Below are 13170 nucleotides of genomic sequence, written 5' to 3' on the forward strand. Positions count from 1 at the left end.
AGGATACCCTCTCTTTAAAATGCACTAATCAATATATTTTAGATAATTTATATTGTTGTCATTTTCTCGAATGTTTATAACTATCAAGTAAAACAACCATATGCTCTACACCTTGGTAAAAATCCGCTAAACGAATATTCTCATTGGGTGCATGGGCCCCAGATTTCGACCACTCTGTGCCACTACCCAGGATAGGCACATTTAAATATTTACCAAAACCGTACATAGGACCCGTCCCAGCCGAATTTGGCTCTAAAACAACTTTATCTTCGCCATAAACCTTTTTAGCAGAATCCATTACTGTTTTGACAAAAGGATCTTCCAAATTTGTTCTAAACGGCATAACAGAGGTAATTAACTCTAATTCAACATCTTCAAAACCATGCTTATCTAGATGATTTCTTAATATTTGCGTGACTTTATCAGGCTCATAACCAGGCACTAAACGAACATCAATTTTAGCCATCGCTTGCCGAGGCAAAACTGTTTTGGTTCCCGGACCGGTATAGCCAGATAGCAAGCCACTGATGGTTAATGTTGGATAAAAAGCCAAAGCTTCTTTGGGCGAATAAGGTAATTGATCTGTAATTAAGGGCTGTTTTAAGCCGTAAGTTTGCTTGCTGGCATCAGGATCAAACGGCATCTGATCCAACACTTTTTTCTCAAGTTCAGTTGGAGGCGTCATAATATCATAAAAACCATCGATTGTTATTTCGTTTTTAACGTTTCTCATACTTGCTAAGGCTTGAACTAAACGCCAGGCGGAATTGTCAGCAATCGCTGCTAGTGAGGAATGCATATCAATATCTGCACTATCCACTCGTGCTTCATAATAAGCAATCCCTTTAATTCCAGCTGAAACCCCTAAGCGTTCCTCAGAATCCTTACTGCCAGATTCCCAGATACAGACATCTGCAGCGAATAAATCAGTATAGGCTTTAAGATATTCATCAACATGCGGACTGCCAATTTCTTCTTCCCCTTCGACAAAGAATTTAACATTGACTGGTAAACCGGCTGCTGTGTTTTTATATGCTTCTATAGCATTAATGCGTGCCATCAAATTGGCTTTATTATCAGAAACACCACGAGCATATAAAATACCATCTTTGACTGTGGGCTCAAACGGTGCTGTATTCCACTCATCTAATGGGTCTTCTGGCTGTACGTCGTAGTGGTCGTAAAATAAAAGTGTTTTATCAGAATCACCAGCAGGACCTGCTTCAAAAAACCCGTAAACAACTGGATGAGCGTCTTCCAGCTCTAAAACCTTCGCTTCGCCTCCAATATTTTCAATCAAGTTTTGGACAGCTTTAGCAGTTTCTTTAATTTGTCTTCCTTGAGCAGAAACTGACTCCAACCTTAAGTAATTATAAAAAGTATCCATATTTTTATCTGAAATACGTTTTAATTCTTCTCGATTAATTTGGCTCATATACTCTCTCCTTACTACTATTCAACGCAAAAAAATTTGAATAATTAGAAAATTTAATATATTCTAAAGGTTACGCTAATTAAAGGAGAGTGTCAACGTCAAAATGATTTACCACTGTCATACATTTTCTTTAGTTCTTTTTTTCCTATAGATTCTTTCTTTTTCCTTAAGAGATAGTATAACCCACTTTCTTTTTAACGCACATACTATCTCTTATTCTCCCTATTCAAAAAAGAGGCATATTCAAATCGAACATACCCGATTTCAGAAGCATTTTTCATTAATTCGAGATTTAGCCAAGAAGCTAATTTATGAAATTCCACTTCGTTATTAAATGGAAATTTACTATAATATTTACTATATAGTTCTTCTTCTGCTAAGTTACTTAATGTTTTCTGCCATCTTTCAACTAAAGAATAAATATTTAATTTAACTGATTCTACATCTTTATAAACATTTATCTGTTCTTTCGTTAGTGTGCCATCACCAAAAGAATGATTAAATACCATTTCCCACCAGAATGTTATATGCCACAATGTCCAGGCAATGCTTGGGGTTCCTATATCGTAGGTTTCCTTTTTGGGAAAATCCGCGTACCACTTTCCATTTCTTTCTTGAATATATAGTCCACAGTTAGGCGAACGCCATAAATATTCTTCTTGACTCAGCGATGAAAGATGATACTCAAGAAGTTTTTTAGAAATATCAAATTGAAATTTAATATTATCTAGTAGTGCATGATGACTTTCATTCATGGTAAACCATCCCTTCTACACTTTTAACCTTGTATTTATAAAAAAATTCTCTTTAAAAATCGGCTTTCAAAAGTCTATTTTAAAGAGAGCAAAAACTATATTTAACAAATTTTCTTTTATTCTATATTTTTACAAAATCTTCACCTTTCGTATTTAAAACTTGTTTTGAAAAGGGATAATTGATTCCTAAGCTATGCTTAGCAATTTTAACGGAATGATCTGATATGCGTTCTAAATTTGAAACGATATCCACGAATAAAATCCCATCTGATGGTTTTCCAATTCCTTTATTCAAATTAGAAATATAGGTTCCTCGAATACTTTCTTCCAGACTATTAACCTCTTTTTCTCGTTCAATGACTTTTTCAGCAATCGAATGACTATCTTCTGCATAAGCTTGTACAGTTTCTTCAATGTTTTGTTTAACTAAATGAAATAGTTCAACTAATTTCTTATTATAAAATACATTTTCATCTTTATCGTTTCCGTTTTTCTTCTGTATTTTTTCAGCAGCATTTACTTCTTCGATATTTTTTAAGATATTTTCAGTATGATCCCCTATACGTTCTAAGTATTTTCCTATTTCGCCCATTTGCGCATGTTCATTAGAGCTTCTCACAGGTAAATCTTCTACTGAAATATACATCAAATACTCTGTAATTTGAATATCTGTACGATCTACGACATCTTCGATTTTAAGCACGTGCTCGTAACTTTTTTTATCTTGCTTAAGATAATAATCAAACATCGTATTATATTCTTCTAACACAAACTGCCCCAATTGAATAATTTCATGCTTCGTTTGATCTAATGCAAAAGCTGGTGACCTTTGAATTAATGAATAATCCAAATTTGGTTCATACATTTCAATTGTATCTTCTTCTCCTGGAATAATTTTACGTACAAGACGAGCCAATTGAGGCGTAAACCAAATTAGGACACTTACAGATAATAAATTAAAAATTCCATGAGCAAAAGCAATTTGTAATGCAGGGTTTAAGTTAAAAACAGTTGTCAGCAGAACCAATACACTAGTAAAAGGAGTGAAAAACAGCATAGCAAGTAGCGTTCCAAACACATTAAAAATAACATGCGCTGCCGCTGTCCTTTTGGCAGCCAGACTAGCTCCCATTGCAGCAAGTACAGATGTAAATGTTGTTCCTATATTTGTACCAAAAAGAATGGGTAAAGCAGCTTCCATGGTCATGGCTCCCTGAGCAAATAGCTGCTGTAAAATACCTGTAGTTGCAGAAGAACTTTGCAACACAAAGGTTGAAAAAACTCCGGTGATGATGCCTAAAAAAGGATTCGAAGATAACTGAACCATTAGATCACTAAATACTTGAAGGTTTTGTAATGGTTCTAACCCTGTCCCCATCAAATTCAGTCCATAAAATAAAGCTCCAAATCCAAAAATAATTTGTCCGATACTCGTAATAAATTGATTTTTGAAGAAAAATAAGAGTAAAGCTCCAGCTCCAATAATTGGAAGCGCATAGTCACTAATGTTCAAACCAATAATAAATGCTGTAATAGTTGTACCAATATTGGCCCCCATAATCACGTCAATCGCTTGAGTTAATGACATAAATCCTGCACTGACTAATCCCACAGTGAGTACTGTAGTCCCTGTGCTGCTTTGAATAAGCGCAGTAACAGCAGCACCAGCTAAGACAGCTCTTAAAGGAGTGGAAGTAAATGTATTTAAAATACTTCTTAGATTATCTCCAGCAGCTTTTTGCAACCCATCTCCCATATATTTCAAACCAAATAAGAAGATCCCAATTCCTCCTATGAATTGAAATATAATTTGTTGTACATCCAATACGTTTACCTCCATATTTTGTCTATCATAAAACACAGCCACAGATTTTTTTAATTTTGTCTTACCCCCCTATTCTAAAAAACCTTTTACTAAAATAAAAGGATATTTTTTGAAAAAACCTGTAAATGGTAAAGTTTTTAGAATCATAGCATTAATGAGCGAGTAATGGGTACTTGATTATATTCAATTTCTCTAGATGTAAAAGATAAGTAACGATGTAAATTAAGCTGTAGTAAAAAATTATACATAGCGTAAAAAGCCAATAAGAAAATTACTTTATTTTCCTATTGGCTGTTCTTTATAACTTGCAAAGTAACTTGAACTAAACGAATTAGACTTTGCTGTAATAGACCATCATTCTAACCATTTGGCTCACATTTATGTAACCAAAAAAATTTGAAGAAGCATTCTTCATAGCTTGGTTTACATTTCAGCCGTAAGATCACCTTCAAATACAGCAAACAGTTCAATAAGCGAACTTGCTGCTACTGGTACTCGTTGTGAAACGCCATCCAGCTTTCCTGATAGTTCTGGAATAACTAAGCCAATTGTTTTGGCTGTTCCAAAAGAAGTTGGCACATTGTAAAATAACATAAAAAGGAAAGACCGAAATAACCATCTTTCCCTTTTACGTTATTTACGCTTTCCCCAATATTGAAAATAGTCTGTTCTTAGCGAGCCATTATACAATTTTCTTTTCTTCGTTGCTTTTTGACCGTAATAATCTTCAAATGCCAAATCGCTGGTTAAGATATATTTGCTCCAGGTGGTTAATGGCTTAAATACTGTGCCCATTTCTTCGTAAAGTTTTTGTGCGCTATTTTCCTCACCCAAACGTTCTCCATAAGGCGGGTTAGCAACAATCACACCATGTTCTTTTTCAGTTTTAAAATCTTTTAATGCTTGTTGCTTAAAAGTGATTGAATCCCCTAATCCTATTTCATCGGCATTTGCGCGTGCAATGTCAACCATTTCCCCATTAATATCAAAGCCTGTAATATCTAATTTAGCATCATAATCGGCTGTAGTTTCTGCTTCATTACGTACACGTTCAAAAACGTCACTTGGCATCCATTCCCATTGTTCACAAGCAAAACTCCGATTAAAACCAGGAGCCATTTGGTGTCCAATTAATGCAGCTTCAATACATAAAGTACCCGAACCACAAACTGGATCAATAAACGGTTTATCTTTACGCCAATTCGTCAGCATAACAAGAGCTGCAGCCATATTCTCTTTTAATGGCGCTCCTCCCTTTTCCAAACGGTAACCACGCTTAAACAAACTTTCTCCTGTAGTGTCTAACAAAATCATCACATGGTCTTTACGTAAAATGACCTCTAATTTATATAAAGCTCCGGTTTCAGTTAAGGGAACATTTTGAGGACGGTGATAATAAGATCGCATCCGTTCTACAATAGCTTTTTTAGTGATCGCTTGACAATCTGGGGTGCTATAAAGTTTCGATTTAATTGATTTACCAGCTACCGGAAAAGCAGCATCCAGTGGAAGATATTCTTCCCAAGGCAAAGCTTTTACCTTTTCAAATAATTCATCAAAACTATAAGCATCGAATTCACCGACTACAATTTTTATACGATCAGCTGTACGCAGCCATAAGTTCGTTTGTGCTATGGTTTCTAAAGTTCCCTGAAAACGGGCTCTCCCATTTTCAACTTGGCATTCAATTCCTAAATGTCTTAGTTCTTTGCCTGTTAAAGCTTCCAATCCGCTTGCAGCTGTAGCAATTAAATCAAAGCGTTGGTTATCTTTCATAATTTCCCCCAAAATATTTTTCATTTTGATAAAAAAAACCTCCCGTTCTGGAAGGATTTTTCCCCTGATTAATGTGATTTTCTATAAGCCATGTTTTGTCCAGTCATTTTACAGGGAGCAAAATAACTTGGATAATCATCTATCTACAATGAAAACATTGCCTTTTTGCTAGCGTTGAATTCCGCCGCAAAAAGCGCCCCGACCTTGGTTTGGGTTGCTCACTCGAGGGGTTTACCGCGTTCCACCAATAAGGTTTGCCTTATTGCTTCGTCACTGTGGCACTTTCAAGGATACTCAAGCATAGCACAATAAATGCACCTTAGCTTTTTTTCCTGCCGTTATTTCTGAGAAGAAATACCCCAGCTTATTTTTTCGCTGAGCACGAACACTACAGGCATCTCAGCCAGTGTGAGCATGGACTTTCCTCAGCTTGATTAGCTCAAGCCGCGATTATCCGAAAACCACAAATTCTTTTTTAAAACTTGCGTGTTTTTTCTAAATCATCATCATCAGATGGTCGGCTAACACTTGCTCGATTGTCAACTGATCTAGTATTCCCCATTTCATTATCATCTTGACGATTATAGTCCTCTGCTGTTTGAGAAGACCGAGCATCGACATTTACTTCTTGGTCTAATTTTTTACCGAAGACCTCTTTTTCAAGGTTTGACAGTCTTTTTAAAATGTCAAAGTTTGTCACCGTTTGGCTTTTAGTCGATGATTCGGGTTGCCTACGTGCGCCCGTTGCCTGACTTTTACTTAACTGAGCAATCTTTGCATTTAGACGATCATTTTCTTCTTGTAATGTTAAAACTTCTTTATTATAAGCTTCGTAGTCCTTGATTACGCCGTCTAAAAATTCGTCAACCTCTACAGGATCATAACCACGCATTTTTGTTTTAAATTCTTGTTGTAAAATATCCTTAGGAGTGTATATTGTATTTGCCATCTTTCCACCTCGTTAATTGTTTATGCTAATTGTTTGTACTAATTCTTATCTCAATTTCCATTCTATCCAAAAAAAGTGAATAAATCAATCAGAATCATCAAAAACTGCATTTTGTAAATCGTCCATTGTAATCAGATGAAGAAAGAAGTCATGGTTTTCAGCATATTCTTTGGCAGCGTCCATAAAATAGCCACTCTTACTCTCCACTTCATCGTCGTAAACAACGATAGCTCCTTGAGCATGAGTAAGTAAAAAATGAGTATGATTTTTTAACTGACTAGGATTTTGATAAGGTGCATGGCTTACAGCATCAACATAATCGGCTTGTTCTACCACTTTTTGTAATTTACTTTGATTATTTTCATTCCAATTACTCCCAAATTCCAAATAAGGATAGATGATTGAAAATTGCAGTTCTGGGTATTCCTTTTTTAATTCTTCAATCAGCTGAGCAGTCCAAATTTCAACACCCAAATTTCCCCCTAATAACACCCATTTCAGCCCTTCTTCCAAATACTGTTTGAGCGCGTTTTTTATAACTTTCTTAATAACTTTTATTTTAGGATCATCTTCTTTAAAAATGCCTAGTTCAAAGCTTCTGTAACCAGTCACAACTAAAGTCTGAATCATTTGCATAATATTACCTTTTCTTTCTTTTTATCTTTTTGGTATAATATGGCCTAGGAGTGTGAGAATCATGGTCTTTCATTATCCAAATGGCCATCCTAGTCATTATAATGAAGTGTCAAAACAAAAAATGCAAGAAAAAGGCAAATCAATAAATTTTGCTAATCGCGGAATGCGTTTTGAAGAAGCTATCAACCAAAGTAACGAATACTATCGGAATCGAAATTTGGCTGTGGTGCACAAAAAACCTATCCCTTTACAAATTGTAAAAGTAGATTATCCAAAAAGAAGCGCAGCTGTGATTAAAGAAGCTTATTTCAAAGAAGCCTCTACTACCGACTATAACGGAGTGTATAAGGGATACTATCTTGATTTTGAAGCAAAGGAAACCAAGAACAAAACTTCATTTCCCTTTAAGAATTTTCATGAGCACCAAATTACTCACATGGAACAATGCATTAAGCAAGAAGGAATATGTTTTGTCTTATTATGGTTCTCGTCGTTAGAACGTTGCTTTTTTTTAGATAGTAGATTGCTTATTCACTACTGGCGTAACCGAAAAAACCAAAAAAAATCATTGCCAATAAGTGTTATTGAAGACAATGCCATTGAGATTCAACCCAAAATCGCACCTCGTATACCTTATCTAGAAGCGGTTGATAAGTATTTACAAGCAAAGGAGAACAACTAAATATGGCAAATCAATCAAATTCACGAGTCAGTCGACATCAGCAAAACAGCCCTAAAAAACGCAATGTTGGCTCTATCCTACTTAAAATTTTTATTTCCTTATTCGTCTTTGCTTGTGTCGTTTTAATTGCCGGAGCGGGGCTTTTTATGTTCTACGCTAAAGATGCTCCAGAGTTAAGTGAAGAAGAATTAGGCGCGACTGTTTCCTCGAAGCTTTACGCCGCTAATGGAGAAATTTTGCAAGATATTGGTTCAGAAAAAAGAGAACAGATTTCTCCAACAGAAGTTCCGCAACAGTTAGAAGATGCCATTGTTTCAATTGAAGACCGTCGTTTTTATAAACATATTGGCGTTGACCCGATAAGAATTGCCGGTTCGGCTTTTTCTAATTTAACAAAAGGCGGTAAACAAGGGGGCAGTACTTTAACCCAACAGTTAATTAAACTTTCTTATTTTTCTACTAGTGAAAAAGATCAAACTTTAAAGCGCAAAGCTCAAGAAGCTTGGTTGGCAGTTAAATTAGAACGTCAGAAATCCAAACAAGAAATATTAACCTATTATATTAATAAAGTATATATGTCAAACGGTCTTTACGGTATGCAAACAGCAGCCCAATCATTTTACGGCAAACCATTAAATAAATTATCTCTTGCTCAGACTGCTTTGCTGGCGGGCATGCCTAACGCACCTAATTATTACGACCCTTACGCTAACCAAGATGAAGCCAAAGATCGTCGAGACACTGTTTTATACACCATGTTGGATAATGGCAAAATTACTCAGCAAGAATACGAAGATGCGGTAGATACTCCAATTGACGAGGGACTACAAGAACTCGAACAAGATGATGATGATTGGAAATACTATGATAACTATACAAAAGAAGTAATCAAAGAAGTTGAAGACAAGACTGGTAAAGACGTTTATCGTGACGGACTTAATATTTATACAAACTTAGATGTCGATGCACAAAAACGTTTGTATGATATTGTAAACTCTGATGATTACGTAGACTATCCAGATGATAAAATGCAAGTAGCGTCTACCTTAATTGAGCCAGATACTGGCCAAGTTAAAGCTCAAATTGGCGGTCGAAATATTAAAAAAGGAACTATTTTAGGTAATAACTTAGCGGTTAACACATCAAGAGACTTTGGTTCTACCGTTAAACCAGTAGTTGATTATGGACCAGCTTTTGAGTTTAAAAAATATCCTACTGCAAAAACAATTGTGGACGAACCATATTCTTATGAAGGCAGCAATACCCAAATTAATAACTGGGATAACTCCTATATGGGATCAATGACTTTACGTAAAGCACTGGTTCTTTCAAGAAATATCCCTGCGGCTAAATTATTTGCTGATGTAGGAGCTGACTCAATCCAAGGTTTCTTGGAAAATCTAGGTATCCATTATAAGAATTTAAATCAATCAAATGCTATATCCAGTAACTCAGATGAGCAGGATGGCACGAAATACGGAATTTCTAGCTTAAAAATGGCGGCGGCTTATGCTGCATTTGCTAATGGCGGTACCTATTATGAGCCACAATACGTGAATAAAATTGTTTATCAAGATGGTTCTGAAGAAACAGAAGCCTTTGAAGTTGAAGGTCAAAAAGCCATGGAGGATACAACTGCTTACATGGTGACAGACATTCTAAAAGATGTGATTTCAGATAGTGATGGTACAGGTACAAATGCTGCAATTCCTGGTCTGTACCAAGCCGGTAAAACTGGAACGTCTAATTACACAGATGAAGAATTGGAAAAACTAGAAGGAAATGTATCGTCTCCTTCTCCAGATTCAAACTTTGTTGGCTTTACAAAAAATTATTCGTTAGCTGTATGGACCGGTTATAATGACAAAATGACTCCTGTTACCAGCGAGTCTTCCCATGTAGCATCTGATGTTTATCGAGAGCTTATGGAATATGTCTCATCTTCTGTTGAAAATACTGACTGGACGATGCCTAACGGTTTGATTCGTATTGGCAAAGAGCTTTATATAAGAGGACAAGAAGACACACCTTCTTCCTCATCGAAAACGACAAGAAGAAGCGTACCATCGTCCTCTTCTGTTCCTTCTTCACAAGCACCAGAATCAGAAGAACCTTCTTCTGAAGAAGAAAGCACGGAACCAAGCAGCGAAACTGAAGAGGAATCTTCTTCTACGACTCAAGAAGAAACTAGTGAAGAAGAAAGTACAGAACCAAGTAGTGAGTCTTCAGAAGAGCCTTCTTCTTCTGAAGAGGAAAGTTCTCCTGACGAAAAGCCAGATACAGGAAGTTCTGAAAAAGACAACGGTGGTGATGAGGAAGAAAATAACAGTGAAGATAATGGAGGTGGAGGTAGTGAAGAAGAGCCTCCTACTGATACAGCTGATGAAGGTGAACAAACGGAATAGCCACTTTAAATAAAAAAAAGGGAAAGAAAATTAGCTAAGCTATTTTTCTTTCCCTTTTAATATAATAGTAATATGTGCTTTCGTTTAACAAAAGAAACACACGCAAAAAGATAAAAACTTTTTTGCTTACATTAATCCTCTTCAAGCCAATTATGCAAAGAAACATTCGGTAATTCTTTTTCTTCTTTAACACCTTCTTTTTTCAGCAATTTTCTTTTACGACGTTTTTGTTCCTCTTCTACCTGTTGCCCTGTAGTAATATTTTTACGTTCCCAAGAAAGTAACACTCGATCGATATAGTTCAGGCTATAAGCCTGATTTAACACAGCTTCTTTTAAGGCCAGTTGAATTAAGTCTAAATTATATTCATCTTCTTCAATCCACTGACCGATTCGTTGATATTCAATCGGAGATAATGCGCGTCCAAATTCTTTTTCAAACATCTGGTATAAAGATTGAACTTTTTGTTCATAATTTTTTTCATTAGCTTTTTTTTGCTGTTGTCGTTGCAACACTTCTAGCTTGGTAAAAATCGCAGAAAAATCATAGTAATCATTTCTAATCCCTTGTAAATTCTTTTCTGATTCAATTGTAATGACCTGTTTTTCAACTAACTGATTTAACAAATTATAAATCTCTTTTTGATCACAATTCATATTGGCTGAAATCGGCGCTAAATCAGGAAAATTATTACCCGCTTCATGGTACTTATATAGTTGAATCCATAAAATAAACTCATCGTTTGTTAATCCTAACCGTCGATAATTTTCAATTAAAAGGTTAGAAAGCGTTGTTTGACCGCTTTTTAGATAATCCTGTAATGAAATCATGAAATACTCCTTTTTAAGGTGCTGTCAAAAAGCTGTTTCTGGCTAAATGCAAGAAACAGCTTTTTATATTCACATCAATTCTTTTATTTCTGCTTGACATTTTGGACAAAGCCCATAAACTTCTAAACGATGGCTACTCACTTTATAATCAGTTAACTTGCTAGCTGCCATCTCTACATCTTCTAAGCCTGGATAATGAAAATCAGCAATTTGTCCGCATCTTTCACAAATAACATGGTAGTGAGGTTCTGTAAAGAAATCAAAACGACTAGAAGCATCGCCATAGTTCATTTCTTTTATAAAACCAATTTTAGTAAAAAGTTTCAAATTATTATAAACTGTGGCTACACTCATTCCAGGAAATTTATCTTCAATGGCTTTATAAATCATCTCAGCAGTAGGATGTTCATTTGAGTAAGCTAAAAATTCTAGAATCGCCTTACGTTGCGGTGTAACGCGTATATTTTCGTCTTTTAATCGACGTAATGCTTCTTCAAAACTTTTCAACCAAACCCCCTCCAACTTCTATTATTTTTATCATACTATGACTTTTACTTTTTTTCTAGCGTTTTTAGTAAAACACTAAAAAAACAGCCGAAAAATTACGTCCTTTTACTAGTTATCGAATGTAACTCAACTAAAATTTTGTCTTATAAGCAGTGATTGAACATAAAAATTATAAGCCCTTTAATCATGAATTGAAACTTAATCAACAACGATTTTTTCTTTTTTAATAAAAATCCAAGATTATAATAAAAAAAGAAGAACTTCAAAAGTTCTTCTTTTTATAATGAATTTGTTTAAACATCATTATTCCAATAAAAATCAAAATTTTCAGATGTTTATAACAAAAGTACCATACTTTAAACTGTTAGCTGCTGCCCTACTGTTACCATTTCATTACTTAAGCCATTGTTGGCCATCAATTCATCAAGTGAAATACCATGATTTTGGGCGATGTCCCATAATGTATCTCCCTTTTGTACAATATAAGTTGAACCCGTACTAGCAGAAGATGCTTCTTGTTCAGAAGTAGTATCTTCACTTTCTGTTGTTTTGTAGTTTACATCAGTATAGCCACCACCATTTGATTGCGCTGGAGTATCAAATTGGGTTAGATTATAAGCTTCAATTAACGAATTCAATTTCTGTCCGTAGTCTGGATCAGTTGCGTATCTTCCAGTAAGAAAAGCAGTTGCATCCGTATAACTTGTCGTTTGACTCTTCCAAGTACCTTGATAATTAGGAGCGCCTGAAGAATAACTCGAGCTTTTCAAAACAGCAGCATGATCTTGTAATGATTCCTCATATGAACCATAAACTCTAAACGGCTCATCCATAGTTTCCCATTTTCCATCAATATATTCTTTCGTTGATAACCAGATAGAAGGTTCTTGCCCATATGCTTTTACCCCAAAAAGATTATAAGTCGGTGAAGAAGAAAGAGAAGAGTTACCATTCCCACTTTCTAATAATGCTTGAGCAATCATGACAGAAGCATATAAATCGTTAGCATCTGCGACTTGTTGAGCAGAAGAACTAATCTGGTTAATTAAATGAGATGCTTCAGTTTCTGACGGTTGGTACTCCTCTGCATGGCTTTCTTGTGGAAATAAAGCTGTCGTAGTCGGAGCGATAACTAAACCTGTACCTACTAATGATAATACCGTTTTTCTATTAAATTTCTTATCAAACGTTGCCTTTTTTTGGTGGCGCTCACTACGTGTTTTATAAACCATAACGTCCTCCTTCAAAAACTTTTAAAAAACTTTACTTAAAAGTTAAGATTTCTATAAGAGTAATTGTAATCTAAATTAAGAATGAAAACAACGTTTATGTTCGAATTTATTTTAATAAAACGGATTTAACAAACCGGG

At 35.3% G+C, this 13170-nt stretch carries 12 protein-coding genes and 1 other RNA gene; 2 read left to right on the plus strand and 11 right to left on the minus strand.

All coding sequences use genetic code 11. The annotated features are described in order from the left end of the window. Nucleotides 1-58: 58 nt before the first annotated feature. The 8 genes from TS1_RS00995 to TS1_RS01025 all read right to left on the minus strand — a co-directional run bounded on the left by TS1_RS00995 (nt 59) and on the right by TS1_RS01025 (nt 7376). On the minus strand, nt 59-1435 hold the full coding sequence (locus TS1_RS00995) for a M20/M25/M40 family metallo-hydrolase (protein ID WP_157061624.1): 1377 nt from the start codon (nt 1433-1435) through the stop codon (nt 59-61). A 206-nt stretch (nt 1436-1641) separates the two neighbouring features. After that, nucleotides 1642-2190, minus strand: a complete 549-nt coding sequence (locus TS1_RS01000; RefSeq protein WP_068706900.1) for a DinB family protein — start codon at nt 2188-2190, stop codon at nt 1642-1644. A gap of 121 nt (nt 2191-2311) precedes the next feature. Next, nucleotides 2312-4015, minus strand: a complete 1704-nt coding sequence (locus TS1_RS01005) for a Na/Pi cotransporter family protein (RefSeq protein WP_157061625.1) — start codon at nt 4013-4015, stop codon at nt 2312-2314. A 423-nt stretch (nt 4016-4438) separates the two neighbouring features. After that, nucleotides 4439-4609, minus strand: a complete 171-nt coding sequence (locus TS1_RS12335; RefSeq protein WP_245610087.1) for a hypothetical protein — start codon at nt 4607-4609, stop codon at nt 4439-4441. 39 nt (nt 4610-4648) lie between these two features. Further along, nucleotides 4649-5791, minus strand: coding sequence for a THUMP domain-containing class I SAM-dependent RNA methyltransferase (locus tag TS1_RS01010; RefSeq protein WP_068707057.1), 1143 nt, complete (start codon nt 5789-5791; stop codon nt 4649-4651). Nucleotides 5792-5870: 79 nt separating this feature from the next. Then, an RNA gene (rnpB, locus tag TS1_RS01015) (RNase P RNA component class B) lies at nt 5871-6253 on the minus strand. Nucleotides 6254-6266: 13 nt separating this feature from the next. After that, a complete protein-coding gene (gpsB, locus tag TS1_RS01020; RefSeq protein WP_068706902.1) occupies nt 6267-6740 on the minus strand; it encodes a cell division regulator GpsB in 474 nt (157 codons plus the stop codon). A gap of 84 nt (nt 6741-6824) precedes the next feature. Next, on the minus strand, nt 6825-7376 hold the full coding sequence (locus TS1_RS01025; RefSeq protein WP_068706905.1) for an SLOG family protein: 552 nt from the start codon (nt 7374-7376) through the stop codon (nt 6825-6827). A 61-nt stretch (nt 7377-7437) separates the two neighbouring features. Between TS1_RS01025 and recU the strand changes: the two genes are divergently transcribed. Together recU and TS1_RS01035 are read left to right on the plus strand one after the other, a co-directional pair. Next, complete coding sequence (recU, locus tag TS1_RS01030; protein WP_068706907.1) at nt 7438-8058, plus strand: Holliday junction resolvase RecU; 621 nt, start codon at nt 7438-7440, stop codon at nt 8056-8058. Nucleotides 8059-8060: 2 nt separating this feature from the next. Continuing rightward, nucleotides 8061-10463, plus strand: coding sequence for a PBP1A family penicillin-binding protein (locus tag TS1_RS01035; protein WP_068706909.1), 2403 nt, complete (start codon nt 8061-8063; stop codon nt 10461-10463). Between the two features lie 131 nt (nt 10464-10594). Here the strand turns inward: TS1_RS01035 and TS1_RS01040 are convergent, their stop codons facing one another. The 3 genes from TS1_RS01040 to TS1_RS01050 all read right to left on the minus strand — a co-directional run bounded on the left by TS1_RS01040 (nt 10595) and on the right by TS1_RS01050 (nt 13032). Then, nucleotides 10595-11293, minus strand: coding sequence for a DnaD domain protein (locus TS1_RS01040; protein WP_068706911.1), 699 nt, complete (start codon nt 11291-11293; stop codon nt 10595-10597). Nucleotides 11294-11362: 69 nt separating this feature from the next. Next, entirely contained in the window at nt 11363-11800 is a 438-nt protein-coding gene (locus tag TS1_RS01045) for a Fur family transcriptional regulator (protein ID WP_068706913.1), read from the minus strand. A gap of 356 nt (nt 11801-12156) precedes the next feature. Continuing rightward, on the minus strand, nt 12157-13032 hold the full coding sequence (locus TS1_RS01050; protein ID WP_068706915.1) for a glucosaminidase domain-containing protein: 876 nt from the start codon (nt 13030-13032) through the stop codon (nt 12157-12159). Between the last annotated feature and the right edge of the window lie 138 nt (nt 13033-13170).

This window comes from Tetragenococcus solitarius NBRC 100494 (genome assembly GCF_001544195.1).
Lineage (GTDB): Bacteria > Bacillota > Bacilli > Lactobacillales > Enterococcaceae > Tetragenococcus > Tetragenococcus solitarius.